General features: G+C 59.5%; 12 protein-coding genes and 6 pseudogenes. 6 read left to right on the top strand and 12 right to left on the bottom strand.

All coding sequences use genetic code 11. The annotated features are described in order from the left end of the window. Positions 1-2: 2 nt before the first annotated feature. Both sapF and fabI read left to right on the top strand, forming a co-directional pair. Positions 3-815: a putrescine export ABC transporter ATP-binding protein SapF gene (gene sapF / locus SOPEG_RS13700; RefSeq protein ID WP_025245771.1), complete on the top strand. Its 813-nt coding sequence runs from the start codon at positions 3-5 to the stop codon at positions 813-815. 185 nt (positions 816-1,000) lie between these two features. Further along, positions 1,001-1,789: an enoyl-ACP reductase FabI gene (fabI, locus tag SOPEG_RS13695; protein WP_025245770.1), complete on the top strand. Its 789-nt coding sequence runs from the start codon at positions 1,001-1,003 to the stop codon at positions 1,787-1,789. Positions 1,790-1,893: 104 nt separating this feature from the next. On the opposite strand, the pseudogene SOPEG_RS13690 reads toward fabI, so the two are convergent. Further along, a pseudogene (locus SOPEG_RS13690) lies at positions 1,894-2,824 on the bottom strand (LysR family transcriptional regulator). A 252-nt stretch (positions 2,825-3,076) separates the two neighbouring features. Then, a pseudogene (locus SOPEG_RS13685) lies at positions 3,077-4,674 on the bottom strand (PTS transporter subunit EIIC). A gap of 252 nt (positions 4,675-4,926) precedes the next feature. Here SOPEG_RS13685 and SOPEG_RS13680 point away from each other — a divergent pair. After that, positions 4,927-7,202: pseudogene (locus tag SOPEG_RS13680) on the top strand (FdhF/YdeP family oxidoreductase). A gap of 83 nt (positions 7,203-7,285) precedes the next feature. Then, on the top strand, positions 7,286-9,220 hold the full coding sequence (locus tag SOPEG_RS13675) for an exoribonuclease II (protein WP_025245769.1): 1,935 nt from the start codon (positions 7,286-7,288) through the stop codon (positions 9,218-9,220). A 136-nt stretch (positions 9,221-9,356) separates the two neighbouring features. Here the strand turns inward: SOPEG_RS13675 and kdgT are convergent, their stop codons facing one another. Further along, complete coding sequence (gene kdgT / locus SOPEG_RS13670; protein ID WP_025245768.1) at positions 9,357-10,376, bottom strand: 2-keto-3-deoxygluconate transporter; 1,020 nt, start codon at positions 10,374-10,376, stop codon at positions 9,357-9,359. A 491-nt stretch (positions 10,377-10,867) separates the two neighbouring features. Beyond that, entirely contained in the window at positions 10,868-11,554 is a 687-nt protein-coding gene (locus SOPEG_RS13660) for an L-ribulose-5-phosphate 4-epimerase (protein ID WP_025245766.1), read from the bottom strand. A gap of 283 nt (positions 11,555-11,837) precedes the next feature. Here SOPEG_RS13660 and SOPEG_RS24895 point away from each other — a divergent pair, with 283 nt between their 5' ends. Beyond that, complete coding sequence (locus tag SOPEG_RS24895) at positions 11,838-11,987, top strand: osmotically-inducible lipoprotein OsmB (RefSeq protein ID WP_200867892.1); 150 nt, start codon at positions 11,838-11,840, stop codon at positions 11,985-11,987. Between the two features lie 75 nt (positions 11,988-12,062). Here SOPEG_RS24895 and yciH read toward each other — a convergent pair. The 5 genes and pseudogenes from yciH to pgpB all read right to left on the bottom strand — a co-directional run bounded on the left by yciH (position 12,063) and on the right by pgpB (position 15,757). Beyond that, a pseudogene (yciH, locus tag SOPEG_RS13650) lies at positions 12,063-12,385 on the bottom strand (stress response translation initiation inhibitor YciH). Beyond that, positions 12,375-13,127 (bottom strand): orotidine-5'-phosphate decarboxylase, encoded by a 753-nt coding sequence (gene pyrF / locus SOPEG_RS13645; protein WP_025245765.1) that lies wholly within the window; start codon positions 13,125-13,127, stop codon positions 12,375-12,377. Before pyrF ends, yciH begins: the two are co-directional and overlap by 11 nt. Before the next feature lie 140 nt (positions 13,128-13,267). Further along, the gene (lapB, locus tag SOPEG_RS13640) at positions 13,268-14,437 is read right to left on the bottom strand and encodes a lipopolysaccharide assembly protein LapB (protein WP_025245764.1); all 1,170 of its coding nucleotides are present in this window, start codon (positions 14,435-14,437) and stop codon (positions 13,268-13,270) included. A gap of 6 nt (positions 14,438-14,443) precedes the next feature. Beyond that, positions 14,444-14,761, bottom strand: coding sequence for a LapA family protein (locus SOPEG_RS13635; protein WP_025245763.1), 318 nt, complete (start codon positions 14,759-14,761; stop codon positions 14,444-14,446). Between the two features lie 237 nt (positions 14,762-14,998). Next, the gene (gene pgpB / locus SOPEG_RS13630) at positions 14,999-15,757 is read right to left on the bottom strand and encodes a phosphatidylglycerophosphatase B (RefSeq protein ID WP_025245762.1); all 759 of its coding nucleotides are present in this window, start codon (positions 15,755-15,757) and stop codon (positions 14,999-15,001) included. A gap of 261 nt (positions 15,758-16,018) precedes the next feature. Here pgpB and ribA point away from each other — a divergent pair, with 261 nt between their 5' ends. Beyond that, positions 16,019-16,618: a GTP cyclohydrolase II gene (gene ribA, locus SOPEG_RS13625; RefSeq protein WP_025245761.1), complete on the top strand. Its 600-nt coding sequence runs from the start codon at positions 16,019-16,021 to the stop codon at positions 16,616-16,618. A 191-nt stretch (positions 16,619-16,809) separates the two neighbouring features. Here the strand turns inward: ribA and SOPEG_RS13620 are convergent, their stop codons facing one another. The 3 genes and pseudogenes from SOPEG_RS13620 to acnA all read right to left on the bottom strand — a co-directional run bounded on the left by SOPEG_RS13620 (position 16,810) and on the right by acnA (position 20,614). Beyond that, complete coding sequence (locus SOPEG_RS13620) at positions 16,810-17,265, bottom strand: GNAT family N-acetyltransferase (protein ID WP_025245760.1); 456 nt, start codon at positions 17,263-17,265, stop codon at positions 16,810-16,812. 141 nt (positions 17,266-17,406) lie between these two features. Further along, positions 17,407-17,750: pseudogene (locus tag SOPEG_RS24890) on the bottom strand (nuclear transport factor 2 family protein). A gap of 189 nt (positions 17,751-17,939) precedes the next feature. Then, positions 17,940-20,614: pseudogene (gene acnA, locus SOPEG_RS13610) on the bottom strand (aconitate hydratase AcnA). Positions 20,615-20,691 lie beyond the last annotated feature (77 nt).

Here is a 20,691-nt window from a genome sequence, read left to right as displayed (position 1 = left end):
GCATGGAAACCCTGCTTGAAGCCCGCAACCTGAGCAAAACGTTCCGCTACCGCACGGGCCTATTTCGCCGCCATCAGGTGGCGGCGGTGCAAAACGTCAGCTTTACTTTGCGCGAAGGCCAGACGCTGGCCATTATTGGTGAAAACGGGTCGGGTAAATCGACGCTGGCGAAAATGCTGGCCGGCAGCGTCGAGCCCAGCGCCGGCAAAATCTTAATAGACGATCATCCGCTGCATTTTGACGATTACCGCTATCGTAGCCAGCGCATCCGCATGATTTTCCAGGATGCCAGCAACGCCCTCAACCCGCGCCAGCGTATCGGCCAACTGCTGGATGTCCCGCTGCGGCTGAACACCACCCTGACCGGCGGCGAACGCGAACGGGCCATCGACACCACGCTGCGCCAGGTCGGCCTGCGGCCGGATCACGCGTATTACTATCCGCACATGCTAGCGCCGGGGCAAAAACAACGCGTCGGTCTGGCGCGCGCGCTGATTTTGCAGCCCAAGGTTATCGTGGCGGACGAAGCGCTGGCGTCGCTGGATATGTCGATGCGCTCACAAATCATCAATCTCATGCTCGAGATACAGGCGAAAAAAGGCATCTCGTTTATTTATGTCACCCAGCATTTGGGCATGATGAAGCACGTGAGCGATCAGATCATCGTGATGCAAAACGGCGAAGTGGTGGAACGCGGCAGCACCGCCGATGTCCTGGCGGCACCGCTGCACGATTTGACCCGCCGGCTTATCGCCAGCCATTTCGGCGAAGCGCTGACCGCCGATGCCTGGCGGCACGACGGCGCCACGCCTTAAGCGTGCAGTCCCCGCCGCACACGCGGGCCTCGCCCTCTGCGTCACCCGGCGCACGGGGCGCGGATCTACACTCCGGCGAAAGATTCATGCTACACTTCGCCGGGTTTATCAACGACGAGCGTTGCTACACGGGTTCACCGCGGGGCACACGATCGCATGAAATAATGATCACAAGGATTAATGCTATGGGTTTTCTTACCGGTAAGCGCATTCTGGTGACTGGCGTTGCCAGCAACCGTTCAATTGCATACGGTATCGCTCAGGCTATGCACCGTGAGGGTGCGGAGCTGGCTTTCACTTACCAGAATGACAAATTGAAATCACGGGTGGAAGGGTTTGCCGCCGATTTCAATTCCAGCATCGTGCTGCAGTGCGACGTGGCGGAAGATGCCAGCATCGAAGCGCTGTTCACCCGTCTGGCCGACGTCTGGCCGACGTTTGACGGTTTCGTGCATGCCATCGCTTATGCCCCCGGCGACCAATTGGACGGCGATTATGTGAACGCCGTGACCCGCGAAGGTTTCGCCATCGCGCACGATATCAGCGCCTACAGCTTCGTCGCCATGGCGAAAGCCTGCCGGCCAATGCTTAATCCCAACGCCGCGCTGGTGACGTTGACCTATCTGGGCGCGGAACGCGCCATCCCCAACTATAACGTTATGGGCCTGGCCAAAGCCTCCCTGGAGGCCAATACCCGTTATATGGCCAACGCCATGGGGCCACAAGGTGTGCGGGTGAACGCCATTTCCGCGGGCCCTATCCGCACGCTGGCCGCGTCCGGCATCAAGAATTTTAAAAATATGCTGTCCCATTGCGAGTCGGTGACGCCCATCCGCCGCGTGGTGACCATTGAAGACGTCGGCAATACCGCCGCGTTCCTGTGCTCCGATCTGTCGGCGGGTATCACCGGCGAGGTGCTGCACGTGGATGGCGGCTATAATATTGCCACCATGAACGAGCTCGACCTGGATTAATCGCCTCGGGGGGCCGGACGTTCGGCCCCCTCTCCCTTGCCCGACATTTCACGGGCGCTGGTTAAGCGCTCTCCTCTCCCGCCCCGTTTGCCGCAGTCGCGGCTTCATTCAGACCAGGCCGCCGCACCGTCCACGCCTTGCTGCGCCAGCCAGACGCGCGCGAAATCGAACACCGTTTGCGCCAGCGGGATCGCCTGCCCGGTGGCGGCGATCGCCATCGCCGTTTGCCGCTTCATTGCCAGCATGGCAAGCGGGATTGTGGTTAATGCCGGCGTCATGGCCGGCAAAAGATGGCCGCGCGGCACAATGCCGCAGCCTAAACCGGTAAACACCCCTTGCAGCAGTTGGAAAATCGAGGCGCTCTCCAGGACAACCCGCGGCTGAAGCCCCGCGGCGCGGAAGTTTTCATCTAAATAACGCCGGAAATAGCGGCTCGGCTCGGCCAGACATAGCGGCAGTTCAGCCACCTGCGCCAAGCTTAACGACGGCGTCGGCGTCAGGGCGGGAAAGCACGCCGGGTGAAAAACCAGTTCTACGCCGCGATCCACGATGGGCGCCGTCTGGAATTTCAGCTCTGCCAATAACGCCAGCTCAAAAAAACCAATGCCGAGATCGACGCTATGATTGGTCAGCGCCTCCAACAGTTGATCGGCGCTGAGCACCGCTACCTGATAGCGTAAATCCGGATAATGCGCCTGCGCTTGCTGCAACAACTGCGGTAGCGAGACGCCGCATTGCAGCACGATACCGATGTGCAGCGTGCCACCCACGCCCTGTTTAAGGGACTCGACTTCCAGTTTAAGCCCCTGATAGACTGAAACAATCTCCCGTGCCCAGGCCAACACCCGTTCGCCCTCGGCGGTAAAGCCCTGAAAACTGTTGCCACGGTGGATAAGCGCCACCCCGAGCTCGCGTTCGAGGTTTTTCAGCCGGCATTGACAGGGTCGGCTGGCTGACAAAGCTGGCGTCGGCGGCGCGTCCGAAATGGCGCTCTCGCTCCAGGTTGCACAAGTAAATCAGTTGTTTGATATCCATCTATGTGATCGGTAGCCGAGCGTAATAAACAGTATACCATCTCCGCGCAGGGGAGATCTGTGCAAACCCCGTGGCGCAACAGCACGCACAACGCGGCCAGCGTCGCGATTCAGGGGTCAATCAGCGGCTGCCCTCGCTTGAAGACCGAGTCCGCCGCCTACAGGCAGAGCGCCGCGCTCGTCTGAGTAAGGGGCCAATGTCGCCTCCGCGTTGCCACGCCCGCTTAATCACATGCTTATGACCACGCGCCATCTAATGGCTTACGCCCAGAGACCGTTTAACGTCATGGGCGATTTTCTCCACCTGCGGTCCATAGATAACCTGCACATCGTTGCCGCTGACACGTTTGACGCCGCTAGCGCCGGTAAGCATCAAGGTGCGATCCACCACCTGTTGCATATCGCGCACCCGTACGCGCAGCCGGGTAAAACAGCAGTCGACGTCGGCGATATTTTGCCGCCCCCCAGGCCGTTGATAATGGTTTGCGACCGCTCATCGGCGCTTTGCTTTTCCTGCTCCGGCGGCGTCTGTTCTTCCGATTCCCGATCCGGTGTTTCCACATTCATGCGGCGGATAACCGCGCTGAACACGACATAATACAGCGGGCAGTAGACCGCGCCTAACAGCACCGGATACCACCACTGGGTCTTGGCGCCGCCGAGCATCCCGAAAATGACCAAATCGATGGCGCCGCCCTGCACATTGCCAATCATCACATGCAGTATATCCATCAGCATAAACGCGACGCCGCTCAGCACCGCGTGGAAAATGAACAGCACCGGCGAGACAAAAATAAAACAGAACTCCAGCGGCTCGGTGATACCGGTGGTGAACGACGCCAGGCCGCCGGCCAGCATTAGCGCCTTTACCCGTTCTTTATGCTCGGGCCGCGCGCAGTGATACATCGCCAGCACCGCCCCCGGCAAGCCGAACATCATGGTGGGGATTTTGCCTTGGGCCAAAAAGCGCGTGGCGTGACGAATCACCTCGTCGCTTAGCAGACTGGGATGGGTCAGGGAGGTATTAAAAATCGTTAGCGCCCCGACCAACGTCTGATGATTCGCCGTGGCCATGCCGCCGATGGGGGTGAAGCGCACCGTTTCGTTTAAAATATGGTGCAGGCCGGTCGGGATCAGAAGCCGCTCGCAAAAGCCGTACAGCAGCATGCTGAAGGCGCCGCTTTTGCCGATCACTTGCCCCACCCAGGCAATGCCGTGGCCGATGGCGGGCCAAATGAATGAAAGCCCTAGCCCCACCAGCGGCAACACCACCACCGTCACAATAGGCACAAAGCGGCGGCCGCCGAAAAAACTGATGGCGGTCGGCAACACCACGGTATAGAAGCGATTATGCAGCGCCACCGTCACCAGGCCGGCGATCACCCCGCCGAGGACGCTCATATTATAAGAAAAAATACCCAGCGTGGGGGTGAACTGCGCGGCATACATCAGCGCCTCGGTCTACTACATGCCGCGCCCGGTCAGGGCCGCCAGGGTCGTGGTGGCCGGGGTTATAGACTGCGCCGCCAGCGACACGCTTACCCCCACATGCAGGCTGATGAAGCCTATCACCGCGGCGAAAGCGGCGGTCGGCTTCTCTTCTCGCGCCAGGCCTATTGCGCTGGCGACGGCAAAAAACAGCGGCAAATTGGCAAATAACGCGCTCGCCACCTGACGGATGAAGCCAATAACCCATTGCGGGTATTTCAACTGGGCGAACACCTCGCCGGTCACCGCGGAGTTTTGCATCGCCGCCGCTAGCCCCAGGAAAATCCCGGCGGCGGCGATCACCGAAATCGGCATCATCAGCGCTTTGCCGAACCCATGAATTTTGCTGTTTATCTCTTTCATCGCGCGGGCCACTCCTCGTTGGACGACTCAGTCAGTATGCGACAGCGTCAGCGGCGGCGAGGGCAATGGGGGGGTTGGTGGCCAGGAATATGAGCAAGATCACAATTGGCGCGCAATAACCGCGCTCTATACCGTGATAAAGCGTTTCGATTAGACGGTTGTCGGCGGTGAGATTAAACTTTCACGCAATTGGAGCGAACCGTTAAACAAAATTTAACATTCCATCGAAGTTATTATCTGCGAAACCATAAAATGAAATTTAAACCTGCGATAAAACCTTACGACGGCGCGGCGGGCGGTTGGGGAGCCCTGGAATCCACCACCCGCTATGTGCTGGACAGCAAACAAACCTTTAAAAACATCCGCAATCTGCTGCGCGTGAATAAATCAAAAGGCTTTGACTGCCCGGGCTGCGCCTGGGGCGATAATAACGGCACCTTCAGCTTTTGTGAAAACGGCGCCAAGGCGGTGAGTTGGGAAGCCACGCGTAAGGCGGTGGATGCGGCCTTTTTCGCCCACCATACCGTCAGCCAGCTCTACCAGCAGAGCGATTATTTTCTGGAATATCAGGGGCGGCTGACGGAGCCGCTGCGCTACAACGCCGAGAGCGATAAATACCTGCCCATCCGTTGGGAGGACGCCTTCGCCCTTATCGCCAACCATCTGCAGGATCTGGCGCACCCCGATCAGTTGGAGCTCTACACCTCCGGCCGCGCCAGCAATGAAGCCTCCTATCTCTATCAGCTGTTCGGCCGCATGTTCGGCACCAATAATTTCCCCGACTGTTCCAACATGTGCCATGAGGCCAGCGGCAGCGGCCTGAAGCAAAGCATCGGCGTCGATAAAGGCACCGTTCGCCTTGACGATTTCGAGCTGGCCGACGCGATATTCGTTTTTGGCCAGAATCCCGGTACCAACCATCCGCGCATGTTGCACAGCCTGCGTCATGCCGCCGACCACGGTGCCAGCATTGTCAGCTTCAACAATTTGCGCGAGCGCGGACTTGAACGTTTCGCCGATCCGCAAAAACCGCTGGAAGTCATAACGCCCAAAGCCGGACGCATTAGCTCGCGCTACCTGCAGCCCAATCTGGGGGGAGATATGGCGGCGGTGCGCGGCATCGTCAAGGCGCTGCTTGAGACCCATCGCCAGCATTTGGCGCGCGGGGAGGACGGCATTTTCGATGACGCCTTCATCAACGCCCACACCCACGGCGTAGAGGATTATCTCGCCGCCGTAGACGCGACCTCTTGGCAGCAGATAACCCAACAGTCCGGCCTGAGCGAGCAGGATTTACGCGAAGTCGCAGAGATTTACCGCGGCGCCAAGCGCGTCATTTGCATCTGGGCGATGGGGATCACCCAACACAAGCACTCCGTGGCAACGGTGCGCGAAATCGTCAATTTGCAGTTGCTGTTTGGCCAACTCGGCAAACCCGGCGCCGGTCTGTGCCCGGTTCGCGGCCATAGCAACGTGCAGGGCAACCGCACCATGGGTATCGACGAAAAACCGTCGGCGGCGCTGTTAGATAGCCTGGCGGCGCAGGGCACCATACCGTGCAGGCCATCGAGTCGATGTTGCGCGATGAGGTGAAGGTGCTGATTACCCTTGGCGGCAACCTGGCGGCCGCCGCGCCGGATACTCCGCGCACCGAGGCCGCGCTACAGCGCTGTGCGCTGACCGTGCATATCAGTACCAAACTCAACCGTAGTCATCTGGTTCCCGGCCACGACGCGTTGATTCTGCCGACGCTCGGCCGCACCGATCGCGACACGCAGGCCAGCGGCGATCAGTACATCACCGTCGAGGATTCGTTCAGTATGGTGCATGCCTCGCAGGGCGTGAACCCGCCGATTTCCGACCAGTTGCGTTCCGAAACCGCGATTGTCGCTAGCATCGCCGCCGCGGTATTGGGCGAGGACAAACTCAACTGGCGCGCGTTGGCCGGCAATTATGATCTGATCCGCGACCACATTGCCGTCACCCAGCCGGGCTTTACCGATTTTAACCGCCGCTGCGACGCGCCGGGAGGGTTTTATTTGGGCAATGCCGCCGCTGAGCTGCGTTTCACCACGCCGACCGGCAAGGCCCAGTTCAGCGCCGCCGCCCTGCCCGCGTCGCTTATGCTGCAATTGGCGGGTGAGCGCGCGCCGTTCACGCTGCAAACCCTGCGCTCCCACGATCAGTACAATACCACTATTTATGGACTGGATGACCGCTATCGCGGCGTTTACGGTCAGCGGGAAGTGGTGTTTATCCATCCGCAGGATCTGGCGGAGCTGGGTCTGAAAGAAGGGGATCGGGTCGATATCGAAACCCTGTGGCATGACGGCGTACACCGTAAAGTAACGGAATTCAAAGCGGTCAGCTACTCCATCCCGCGCGGCAACCTGGCGGCCTATTATCCGGAAACCAACCCGCTGGTGCCGCTGTCAAGCTTCGGCGACGGCACCTTCACGCCGACCTCCAAATCGGTGCCGGTCAAACTGACGCCGAGCGTGACGCCGGTCACTCAGCGCATCCTGTGATCGGTAGGCTTGCCGCCGCAGACCGAATCGCGTAAAACTATCTGCCGCAACTCGGCCCACTCTACTCCAATTTTCCGGACATTATGTTTCAAGACAATCCGCTGCTTGCTCAGCTAAAACAGCAACTGCATTCTCAGACACCGCGTGTCGAAGGCGTGGTAAAAGGCACAGAGAAAGGGTTCGGCTTCCTCGAAGTCGACGCCCAGAAAAGCTATTTCATTCCGCCCCCCTTTATGAAAAAAGTGATGCACGGCGATAAAATCACCGCCGTGGTCCGCACGGAGAAAGACCGGGAGATTGCGGAACCGGAAGCGCTTATCGAGCCGTTTTTGACGCGTTTTGTGGGGCGGGTTCAGGTGAAGGACGAGCGTATGACCATCGTGCCGGACCACCCGCTGATGAAAGAGGTTATTCCGACGCGGCCGCAGCGCGGCGTCAGCCAGACCTTCCAAACCGGCGATTGGGCGGTCGCGGAAATGCGGCGCCACCCGCTGAAAGGCGATCGCCAGTTTTACGCGGAAATCACCGCGCTGGTCGCCACCGCCGACGACCATTTCGCGCCGTGGTGGGTTACCCTCGCCCGTCATAATCTTGAGCGTGCCGCGCCGGAAATGCTGGAAGGGATTGCCCTGCAGCAAGAGGGACCGGCGCGCGACGATCTCACCACGCTGGATTTTATCACCATCGACAGCGCCAGCACCGAAGATATGGACGACGCCATTCATCTGGCCAGCGCGCCAGACGGTGCCTGGGTCATAACCGTCGCCATCGCCGATCCGACCGCATGGCTACCGGCCGGCAGCCCGCTGGATCGTATCGCCCATGAGCGCGCCTTCACCAATTACCTGCCCGGTTTCAATATTCCCATGCTGCCGCGCACGCTATCCGACGATCTCTGCTCGCTGCGCGCCCACGAACGGCGCTCGGCATTGGCGTGCCGCGTTACGGTACATCATGACGGCACCCTGGCCGATGACGCGCGTTTCTTTACCGCTTGGGTAGAATCCAAGGCCAAACTGGCCTATGACCATGTTTCCGACTGGCTGGAAAATACCGGCGCGTGGCAACCGGAAAACGACGCTATCGCCAATCAGCTGCGCCTGCTGCACGACGTTTGCCAGGCCCGCAGCGCCTGGCGTCAGCATCACGCGCTGGTGTTCCGGGATCGCCCCGATTATCGCTTCGTGCTTGATGAGAAAAGCAATGTGGACGACATCGTCGTCGAGCCGCGCCGCATCGCCAACCGCATGATTGAGGAGGCGATGATCGCCGCCAACGTCTGTGCCGCCCGCGTATTGCGCGACGGCTTGGGCTACGGGCTGTATAACGTGCATCATGGTTTCGATCCGTTGCTGGTGGATCAGGCGGTAGCCATCCTGCGCGCGCATCATATCGACGTGGAGCCTGCCGAACTTTTGACGCTGGAAGGGTTTTGCGCTCTGCGCCGGCGGCTGGACGCCCTGCCCACCACCTATTTGGACTGCCGCATCCGCCGTTTCCAAACCTTCGCTGAAGTCAGCACCGCGCCGGGCCCGCACTTCGAGCTAGGGTTGGATGCCTACGCGACCTGGACCTCGCCTATCCGTAAATATGGCGATATGCTCAATCACCGTCTGTTGAAGGCGCTGATTGGCGTCGGCGACGCCGAACGGCCGGGTGAAGAGGTGACGATCCGCCTCGCCGAACGCCGCCGGCAAAACCGCATGGCGGAGCGGGACGTGGGGGATTGGCTTTATGCCCGTTTCTTGCAGCCGAAAGCCGGCAGCGACAGCCGCTTCGCTGCGGAGATAATCGATATCTCGCGCGGCGGTATGCGGGTGCGTCTGCTGGCTAACGGCGCGGTGGCGTTCATCCCCGCCCCCTTTATTCACAGCGTACGCGATGAGCTGGTCTGTAGCCAGGATACCGGCACCGTGCAAATGAAAGGCGAGAAGCGCTACCGTCAGGGCGATACCCTAGACGTTACCCTCGCCGCAGTCAGAATGGAAAACCGCTCGGTCATTGCCCGCCCGGTCTGAACCGCCCGCCGGCGCCGCGCCGGCGGCCCTCCTTAACGCACCGCCCAGGCGGTGCGTTTGTTTTTCGCTCGACCCTGTGGCCAGAGGATAAACGCGCGCCCGCACGACATCCGCAAACGCGCCCGCCGTGGCCCGGTCAAGGAACCATACGGTCGGCGCCGGTCGCCCCGCCGTTCATCCCCTGGTTATCGCCCGCCGTGGCCGGCAGACCCCGCTTAACGCGGCGGGAGTAAAGCGCGGTAATGACCGGCACCAGAATCGAGATGACTATCACCGAGGTTGCCATCAGCGCGGTGGCCGCCGGCGCCATCGCCGCAAATTGCAGGGCCATGCCGGCAATAATCGCCGGCGTCGCCACCGTCGCGCCGGCGGTACTGGAGGCGGCAATGCCGGCGGTTCCGTCGCAGCCGCCAATGAAGCGGTCGGCCAGAATCAGCGGGATACCCGTAATCACTATCACCAACAGGCCCAACAGAATGCCCAGCAACCCGGTATGGGCAATCACCGCCAGATTGATGGTATTGCCCAGCGCGAAGGCAAAGAAAGGGATCAGTGGCTGTACCGCGCTGGAGAAAAATTCCCGCAGCGCCGAGTCCAGATTGCCCAGCACGAAACCAATAATAAAGGGTAAGACCGCGCCGACGAACACCTGCGGCTCAAAAGAGGCGATACCCGCCGTGCCGATGATAACCATAGTCATCAGCGGCCCGGACTCCAACGACATCAGCACAAAGGCCCCTGCCTCTTCCTTGCTGCCGTACTGCTGCATGATGGAAGCGTACAAGCCGCCGTTGGTCATGTCCATTGATGCCACCAGCGCCAGCGTCGACAGCCCGGCAAAAAAGCCGACCTCCACGCCGTTGTCGGGCAAAAACCGCGAGGCGATCGCCGCCGCCAGCCAGGCCACCGCGATTTTGGTCACCACCAGCGTGCCGGACTTGCGCAACACGGTACCGGCGGCGCTCAACTTGATGGACGCGCCCATGCAAAAAAACCAGATAGCCAGTATCGGCACGGTACCGGTGATAAGGCCATTGGTAAATGAGCCGAAATAGCTGCCGGCACCCGGCGCAAATGTGTGGCATAGCGCGCCGAGGAACAGCGGAACAAGCATCATACCGCCCGGGATTTTATCGATAGCACGTTTGATTTGCATTCTGATCCCACCTTATCTCAGAGGCCGCCCGTGGGCGGTATGGCCAGTCGCTGGCCGGACTCCCCCGGCGGACGGAGGAAATGTAGGCTTAAAATAGCCGCAAATCAGGGCGGAAACAGTGAGCGTCCGAATAATTGAAATAATGTTTCTGTTTTTAAAATACGTTATTTTATTAAAAGCGCTGGCGGGTGCGACTTCCGCCCGCCATAACGGCAACAACGCCTACCGCGCAGGGGGTCGTCAGGGAGAATGGGAGTGTATGCAAGGTCATGCAGACGTGGCGGCGGTTCGCTACTACACCGCTCAGAAAAGGGTTAGCGTGAAGCCATGGCAACCGTGACGCTTTTAGCGCCCCACTCGCGCCGAGTTGCCGTTGCCGCACCAACGTGCCCGGCGAACACCGGTACCCACCGATGGAGGACGCGATCCCCTGTTGGCGCCGGGCACGCGCCACGGTGTCATCATCCCGTGGCGGACCGTGCAGGCATCGATTATTGATCGTAATAGGCATCTTTGCCGTGCTTACGCAGATAGTGTTTCACCAGCAAGCTGCGCTGGATGGCCGACAGTTCTGGGCTGAGCTGGTGGGAAAAAATCCCCATGTAGGCGATTTCTTCAAGCACCACGGCATTATGTACCGCGTTCTTCGCATCGCTCCCCCAGGCGAATGGACCGTGAGCATTGACCAGCACCGCCGCCGGATCGAGCTCCCAGTGGCGAAAGGTCTCGATAATCACCTGTCCGGTTTCCCATTCATATCGACCGTTGATCTCGGCGTCCGTCATCAGTCGGGTACAGGGGACAGCACCATAAAAATAATCGGCATGGGTGGTACCCCAGGCGGGAAGATCGCGCCCCGCCTGCGCCCAGATGGTGACGTGGCGGGAGTGAGTGTGGACAATGCCGCCCAACGCCTCGAACGCCAAATAGAGGGCTCGGTGGGTATCGCTGTCCGATGAGGGTTTGCGCCGGCCTTCCACCCGCCGGCCGCTTGCCAACTCCACCACGACCATATCCTCAAGGGTCATGGCGCTATAGTCGACCCCTGACGGTTTGATCACCATCAGACCGGCTGAGCGGTCCACCGCGCTGACATTACCCCAGGTAAAGGTGACCAGCTGATGCTGCGACAGCGCCAAATTCGCCTCCAGCACCTGTTGTTTCAGACTGTTTAGCATCGCGTTCTCCTTATCCCACGATAAGGCTATTGTCCGGTCCGCTGCGCCGGTCCGGTATGGGTAAACCGGCTGAAGATCGGGCATGGATCTGCTATCGGACCGTCGGGAAACGTATCAGCCTGGAGACAGGGGAGATATTTCGGATTATTTAACCTAGGGGAAATGGGTAATATATTGAAAAGTAGGCTTTTTTATTAAACCCTGAACAAGCTAAATGTTGCAGATAAGTCTATAATTATTTCAAGGTAATTCAATATAACACCGTACTATGGAGAACGTGATGATGAGCTCAATCTCTAAACGCATTGCCGCCACGGCGCTGGCGGTCACCCTCGCTTTATCGCTGAGCGCGTGCTCGAATTGGTCGAAACGCGATCGCAACACCGCTATCGGCGCCGCCGTCGGCGGGATTATCGGCCATCAGGTCGATTAATAGCCGTTAGCCGGTAAGCCTATCCTCATCGCCACCTGCCACGCTTGGGATAGCGCGTCAGGCGGGCGCGCCCGTTTAGCCGCCCGCCAGCTTGACCTTTAGGCCGCGCGCTTCCAATAACTGTTTTAACAGGTCGCGTTTATCGCCCTGGATTTCAATTACGCCCTCTTTCACCGCCACGCCGGTACCGCATCTCTTTTTCAGCTCGCTGGCCAGCGTTTGCAGCGCGGCATCGTCCCAATCCAGGCCGGTAATCAAACACACCCCTTTGCCTTTTCGGCCGCTGATCTGACGCTGCAAACGCACGATGCCGTCCCCCGACGAACGCCTAGCGGGGGGTCGTCGGCTTTGATGCGCCCGCCGTCGGTGGAATACACCAGCCGGTTTTCATTCGCCATGGGCCGCTCCGACATATAATTCCTGAAGGATAGCCGCCAGAGCGGCAGAGGGGTCAGCCGCCTGGGTAATCGGACGCCCGATCACCATATAATCCACCCCCGCCTGCTGCGGCGTCATCACCCTGCGCTGATCCCCGGCGTCGCTTCCGGCGGGCCGTATCCCCGGCGTCACCAGTTGGAAGGCCGCGCCGCAGTCGATTTTCAGCCGCGCGGCTTCCCAGGCGGAACAGACCACGCCGTCCAGGCCGCATTTTTTGGCCAGCACAGCCAGCCGCACGGCGTGATCGGACGCGCTGCCGGCAATGCCTATCCCTCTCAGATCGTCATCATTCATACTGGTGAGCACCGTGACGGCGATAAGCGTGGGCGCGTCAGCCCCAAACGGCACCAGCGCCTCCCGCGCCGCCGTCATCATACGTTCGCCGCTGCTGGCGTGAACGTTGACCATCCAGACCCCCAGCGCCGCCGCCGCGCTGACCGCTTTGGCCACCGTATTGGGAATATCGTGGAATTTCAGGTCCAGGAAAACGTCGAACCCGCGCTGTTGCAGGTCGCGCACCAGCGCCGGTCCCGCCAGGGTAAACATTTCTTTGCCGATTTTCAGCCGGCATTGCTGCGGCGCCACTTTGTCGGCAAACGCCAGCGCCTGGCGGGCATCGGCGTAATCCAGCGCCACAATCACCGGCGAACCCGCCCGCTGCGGAGCAATGGAGGAAGAGGAAGATAACATCGTGCGCGTCATGAAACATCTCTGGTTGGCGGCCCCTCGATCGCAGGCCCGTTAGCATCCCGTCATTTTACCCGCCGGCGCCGCAAAAGCCCAGCCCGGAAGCGGTGATAGGCTCGCCCGCCGCCGGTGGTGGCGGACACCCCGTGAAGCGGTTACTGGCCGTCCAAACCGCGTATCAACTTGACCGACGCCCAGGATTTACACGACGGGCAGTGCCAGTACAGGCTGTAGGAGGTGAACCCGCATTTTTGACAGCGGTAACGGGGTTTGGTGTGGATCTGTTCGCCGACCATATCCCGCAGCGTCTGCAAACTCTCCTTGGCGCGACCGTCCTCCGCCTCGCTGAGGTGGAAATTCATCAGGCGGTGAAACATGCGCATCGTCGGATGCTGGCGCAATTGCTGATTGATATAGCCCTGCGCCGCTTCCGGGCCTTGTTCACGCTCAATAATATCGGTCAACAGCAGCTCCGCCGACGAGCCGGTATCCTCCTCTACGCAGCGTTTGAGAAAATCCGCCCAGGCGCCCGGATGTCCCAACGCCTGATAACAGTCTTGCAGCATCGGCAGCGTTTCGCTGACCATTTCCCGATCCTGATCCAGCACCCGCGTCAATTCGCCGACCGCGCCGGCGTAATCTTGCTGCGCCATATAAATTCTGGCGCGCATGATGGACACCCGTGCGCTATTTTTATCCGCCGCCGCCCCTTTTTTCAATAGCGCGACGGCGCGATCCATATCGTCGCTGCCCATGGCCTGGAGCGCCAGCTCGCAGTAGAAATGGGCGATCTCTTCCCGGCGCTGCTCTTTACCGAGCTTCACCAACTTTTCCGCGACGTCTATCGCCTTCGACCATTCGCTGGTCGCCTGGTGGATCTGCAATAGCAGGCTTAAGGCGCCAACCCGGAAATCGTCTTCGTTCACCAACTGGCTGAACATGTCTTCAGCGCGATCGTAAAAGCCGGCCGCCATGTAGTCACGACCAAGCTGCTGAATCGCCAACAGCCGCTGCTCAAAGGTTAACGAGGTACTCTCCATCAGCGCTTGGTGGATGCGAATGGCGCGATCGACTTCGCCGCGGGAACGGAACAGGTTCCCCAGCGTCAGGTGCGCCTCGACGGCGTTGCTGTCCTCTTTCAACATATCGAGGAACAGGTCCACCGCCTTATCCTGCTGATTGGACAGGAGAAAATTCACCCCGGCCACATACTCCCTGGAAAGACGGTTCGCTTCCTGCTGTTTATCCTGCTGCGCGCTCCTGCGCCCCATGTACCACCCATAGGCGGCGGCCACGGGCAGCAACAGAAACAGCAGTTCTAACATAATGCGTTATTCCTTAGGCGCAACGGCTGGGGTACTGGCGGGGACGGTGGAAACCGTCTCCACCGGCGCAAGCTGCTGTTCGAGCCGTTTGACTTTGCGCTCGGCCCGCATTAGGGCAACGCGCGTGCGCAGCCAAAACAGGCCGCAAATGACCCAGCCGATGACAAAGCTGGCGGCAAACAGCGAAGTGAGCAGGGTTGACACCCGAAATTGACTCTGAGCCAGCAGATAGTTGAAGGTCACCACCTGATCGTTGTACGCGCCAAAGGTAACGGAGATGATAAAAATCACCAGCACCAACAAAATTATCAGAATATATTTCACATGATTTCCTGCAAGCCGTGTTAGTCGTATGTTCAGACGCTTAGCCCATCTGACACGGTTAAATTACCATTTCCCCGATAATGAAGGAAATTTTACCCTACGCTAGGCGACGCTCCCTCCCGGCGGCGGTAATAAATGCACACGCTGAATAACTACTATAGGGCCGACGCAGGGAAAACCCAACCGCTGGCGGTGCTTTTCTCTTTGCCGGCTAAGGGCACGCCCCCGCCTGCGGCGTCATTCACTGCGCGAGCGAATATCCGGCGCTTCTTCCGGTATCGGGGTCAGCGCGCCGATTGAACGCTGCACCAGCCAACACGCCAGAGTAATGACCAGCCAACCGACGGCGATACCCATCACCACATCCCGCGGCCAGTGCATACCGAGCGCCATTCGGCTAACCATCACGCCGCTGGCCCACGCCATCAGCACCACCGTAGATACCCGATGCCGACGCGGCCATAGCAAACCCACGGCCAGCAGCGCCCAGCTGGCGGCGAAAACCGTATGGCCCGAGGGAAAGGAAAAGCCGGTTTCAGCGCGCCAATGACGTTGTAGCCACGGCGGAATCAGTTGCTGTTGTTGCAGCTCCCGCGCTAACGCCGCGGCGCGCGCCTTGCGCGGCATCGCGTAAAACGCCCGGTCGTTGAGCGCATAATGTTTATCCAGCCAGACCACGTAAGGCCTGGACTCCTGCACCCGCTCTTTGATAAACGACTTCATACCCTGACCGATGAGCAACGTAGCGGACAAGATCACCGCCAGCCCCAGCGCCGGCCTCAGACGATAGCGCAGGCACCAGAGAAACCAGCCTATCAGCAGCGCGCTGGTCAGTGTGCCCCAGGGCGAGGTGACGGTTTGCGTCAGCCAATACCACCCTTTGAGCCAGCGGTAATCACTTTCCGGGCGCCATTGCCAGCCGCTGACCCAGAGGAGTAGCGGTATGATCAGCAGCAGCAGCGCGCCCGCGCCGGTACGTTTTGCAATTTCAACCATTGAATTTCCTTCTTTGCCGTTCGCCGCCCGGGTGCGCGACGGCCGCAGGCAAGCTTAACAGAAAGTGCCCCAAACAACGGCTAACGGCGTACCGGTTGCACAATTTGTCGCCAATTAACCGCAATAAATCCCGTCATAGGGTAAATTTATGGCAAAATAGCCCCCAGAGGATTCCGAACGGCGCCCATCCCTGCGCGGAGGCTGGTCAAACACCGCGGCAAGCAGTAGGATGCGCGTCATCATTGAGTTTTGGAGAGCAACATGCAGCTTAAACGTGTGGCAGAGGCCAAACTGCCGACACCCTGGGGAGATTTCCTGATGGTCGGCTTCGAGGAAATCGCCACCGGGCACGACCATCTGGCCCTGGTGTATGGCGATATTACCGGTCCGGCGCCGGTGTTATCGCGGGTCCATTCCGAGTGCCTTACCGGCGACGCCCTATTCAGCCTGCGCTGCGATTGCGGCTTCCAACTGGAGGCGGCGCTCAGCCATATCGCCGAGGAGGGACGCGGCATTTTGCTCTACCACCGTCAGGAAGGCCGCAATATCGGCCTATTGAACAAAATTTGCGCCTATGCCCTTCAGGATCTGGGCGCCGACACGGTTGAAGCCAATCACCAGCTCGGCTTTGCCGCCGACGAGCGGGATTTCACCCTGTGCGCCGACATGTTCAAATTGCTGGGCGTGGAAAGAGTGCGGTTGTTGACCAACAACCCCAAAAAGGTCGAGATTCTGACCAAGGCAGGCATTAACATCAGCGAACGCGTGCCGCTTATCGTTGGCCGCAACCCGAAAAATGCCCGCTATCTGGATACCAAGGCCGCCAAAATGGGCCATTTGCTCAACGGCCCCGTCGAGTAGGCGCCGATCGCGGTAGCAATGGCCGGCCTCGGCAGGCGGCGCGCGGGAGAGTGCAAACGGCAAGAGCGGTTGCAGGTCGCCGTCAGACCCGCGCCACCGGTGAGTGACAGACCGGCGTTGCCCGTTCTCCCTCTTTTGAACGCCCGGCCCCCTTCTCGCCATAATATTGCCGGGGTAACCAGGCATCGCCTCTACAGGGATTTAGACATAACCACGCTTAACGGATCGTCCCTGTAGGGCGGAAAAGCATCGCAGCGCGCATACCCACAGCGGCGGTACAGCGCTATAGCCGGCTGCTGGTGAATACCGGTTTCAAGCCGCAATTGATGGCAGAGATCCGCTGCCGCTAGCCTTTCGAGACGGGCGATAAGTTGATCTCCCAGCCGCCTGCCGCGGTAGGCGGGGCGAATGTACAGGCGTTTAATCTCGCCAAACCCGCCACCCTGCAAGAGTACAGCGCCACAGCCGGCAGCAAAACCGGCTGCATCATGGGCAATAACGCAGCGGATACCTTCTTCGTCAACGGTGGAAAAGTCCAGGCAATGATTGCTTTCGGCGGGGTAAAGCTGGCTCTGAAACGCATCCAGTTCACTGACCAGCCCGTTTAACGCACTATGATTTTTATCGACCTCGATGATGTGGAACATGCATTGCCCTTATGGCTTCGCCCGCCATTGTGCTTCCCCTGTGGTGAACAGCGTGATGATACACCCACCGCGTTGCCGTAAAAATGATATCTCGTCGTGTGAAAAAACAGCCAAGCGCGTCATGGCCGCCCTCGCGGTTGCCTAGTCGTCATCGGTCGTCGGCGTCCCCTGGTGGAAGACCAACTGCCAGCGTTCATCTTCGCCACGCAGCCAATAAGAGGCGCGCAGTGAGGCGCGGCTACCGTCCGGTAACGCAGTATGGCACTGTTCTCTCCCATCTTCAGGAGCGTAAAATCAGCGCTGAAAATAGCCGGCGCTCCGTTTTCCCTCACCAGCGCGGCTATCGTTTCTGCGCGGTCAACCAAGGTCCCCGAACGGGTAATTTCACAGAAATCAGGATGCAGAATCTGCTCCAGCCAATCCCTATCGCGCCGTCTAGCGCCGTGCAGGCTGCATTCCCGTTTTTTCAAATGCTCAAGGGTCATCACGCCTTCCTGCTCCCCGCCGTACGCCACCCCCTGGGTGTGTTTCCCTCTTACGCCGCGTTCAAGCTTGTAGGCGTTGCACCGCAGCGGACAGACGTTTATGCGCCAGAACGGCGGCGGGACGCCGGTGATGCTTAAGCGACGTTGAACGCTATCTGCTGCGGCATCCCCGGTGCCGTCCAGGCTGCTTTAGGCTGGGTCTCCCACCGGTTCATTAAGCATATTGCGGATCACATAGTGCAGGATACCGTCATGACGGTAGTAGGTCAGCTCATTACCGGTACCGATGCGGCAGAGCGCATCGATAGTACGGCGACGGCCGTCAGGCCAGGTAAAGGTCACCGGCACCTCGCAGCCCGGTTTCAGTGCCGCCAGGTCGGGAATATCGAGTGTTTCATCGCCGCTCAGGCCCAGCGTCTTGCGGGTTTCGCCGTGGGGGAACTCCAGCGGCAAAATCCCCATCCCGATAAGGTTGGAGCGATGGATCCGCTCGAAGCTTTCCGCCATCACCACCCGGATCCCCAGCAGCCGCGGTCCCTTGGCGGCCCAATCGCGGCTGGAGCCTGAACCATATTCTTTACCGGCAACGATCGCCAATGGAACCTGCTCTGAGGCGTAGCGCATGGCGGCATCGTAAATCGCCAACGCCTCTCCCGACGGAATATGCCGGGTGTAGCCCCCTTCGATGTCCGGCACCATTTCGTTACGAATGCGGATATTGGCGAAAGTGCTGCGCATCATCACTTCATGATTGCCGCGCCGCGAACCGTAGGAGTTAAAATCCGCCGTGCTTACGCCATGTTGCTGCAAATAGCGCCCCGCCGGACTATCTACCTTGATTGCCCGCCGGCGATATATGGTCGGTTGTCACCGAATCCCCCAACATGGCCAAAATGCGCGCGCCGCGGATATTTTCAACCGGTTTCGGCTGATGCAACATATCTTCAAAAAACGGCGTCAGGCGAATATAAGTGGAATCCGGCTGCCAATGGTACGTCGGGGCGCGGTTGACCGCAATATTGCGCCAGTCGCGGTTGCCGGTGAAGACTTCCCCGTATTCTTTGTGAAACATGGCGCTGTTGACCAGCGCGACCGCCTGGGCGATCTCTTCCGAGCTGGGCCAGATATCGCGTAAATAGACCGGTTTGCCATCGGTCCCGCTGCCCAGCAGATCCTCGCTGACATTAATCAGCATATTGCCCGCCAGCGCATACGCCACCACCAGCGGCGGCGAGGCCAGCCAGTTGGTTTTCACCAGCGGGTGAATACGGCCCTCGAAATTACGGTTACCGGAAAGCACCGCGTCGACGGTCAGATCGCCGGCTTTGATTGCGGCTTCGATACTGGGTTTCAGCGGACCGGAGTTGCCGATGCAGGTGGTACAGCCGTAATCCACTAAATTAAATCCCAGCTGGTTAAGGTAAGGCGTCAGCCCGGCCGCTTCCAGGTATTCGGTCACCACCTTGGAGCCCGGCGCCAGAGAGGTTTTTACCCAGGGTTTGCTACGCAGCCCCTTGTTCACCGCGTTACGCGCCAGTAGCCCGGCGGCCATCAGAATATTGGCATTAGAAGTATTGGTACAGGACGTGATAGCGGCGATCACCACCGTGCCCTGATCCAGCCGGTAGGTTTCGCCGTCCAGCTCAAACGGTTGCGCGCTCGGCTCGGCGCGTTTGCCCAACGCCAATTCATCGCTGGCTTTGAACGCCCCCGGCACGCCCGGCAGCGCCACGCGATCCTGGGGACGTCGAGGGCCGGCCAGGCTGGCCACAACGCTTGCCATATCAAGCTCAAGGGTGCTGGTAAATACCGGTTCGTCACCCGCCAGGCGCCACAGCCCCTGCTGTTTGCAGTAGGCCTCCACCAGCGCGATCTGCGCTTCGCTGCGCCCGGTCAGGCGTAAATAGTCGAGCGTTATAGCATCCACCGGAAAGAAGCCGCAGGTTGCGCCATATTCCGGCACCATATTGGCGATAGTCGCCCGATCCGCCAGCGGCAGTACATCCAGTCCGTCGCTGTAAAATTTAACGAATTTGCCGACCACGCCATGCTGGCGCAGCATTTGCGTCACGGTCAGCACCAGATCGGTCGCGGTAATGCCTTCATTGAGTTTACCGGTCAATTTAAAGCCCACCACGTCTGGAATCAGCATCGATACCGGCTGGCCGAGCATGGCCGCCTCCGCCCCAGCCCAACACCCCGAGCCCGTTGACCATGGTGGTATGGGAGTCGGTGCCGACCAGCGTATCCGGATAGGCAATCTCTTGCCCATCTTGCTCTTCATGCCACACGGTTTTGGCGAGGTATTCCAGATTGACCTGATGACAGATGCCGTTTTCCGGCGGCACCACGCGAAACCGGCTGAACGCATTTTGCCCCCAGCGCAGGAAGGTGTAGCGCTCCAAATTCCGCGACATTTCCAGGTGATTATTTTCCGCCTACGCCTCCTCGCTGCCGTAGGCGTCCACGGTGACCGAATGGTCGATGACCAGATCCACCGGCGAGAGAGGATTCACTTTGTCTACATTCCCCCCTAACCGCTTCACCGCCTCACGCATGGCCGCCAGGTCCACCACCGCCGGCACGCCGGTAAAATCCTGCATCAACACACGGGCCGGGCGATAGGCGATTTCACCCTCGGCATGGGCGGTTTTCAGCCAGCCTGCGACTTCACGCAGGTTCTCCTCGGTGACGAGGACGCCGTCCTGATGACGCAGCAGATTTTCCAACAGCACTTTCATGGAGTTGGGCAGTTTGTCGATAGGCCCGAGCTGTTCTGCCGCCCGCGCCAGATTATAAAAATGGTAGGTTTTGTGATGCGCGGTGAGCTGGTCCCTGCTTGCTTCTTTAATTGATGACGACATAACTCCTCCAACTAAATCATTATTGTCATAACCCTATTAGGGTTGAGGTAATCATTTAAAGATAGTACAAACAAACG

It is taken from the genome of Candidatus Sodalis pierantonius str. SOPE (genome assembly GCF_000517405.1).
GTDB classification, from domain to species: domain Bacteria; phylum Pseudomonadota; class Gammaproteobacteria; order Enterobacterales; family Enterobacteriaceae; genus Sodalis_C; species Sodalis_C pierantonii.
This window is presented reverse-complemented; position numbering and strand designations above follow the sequence as displayed.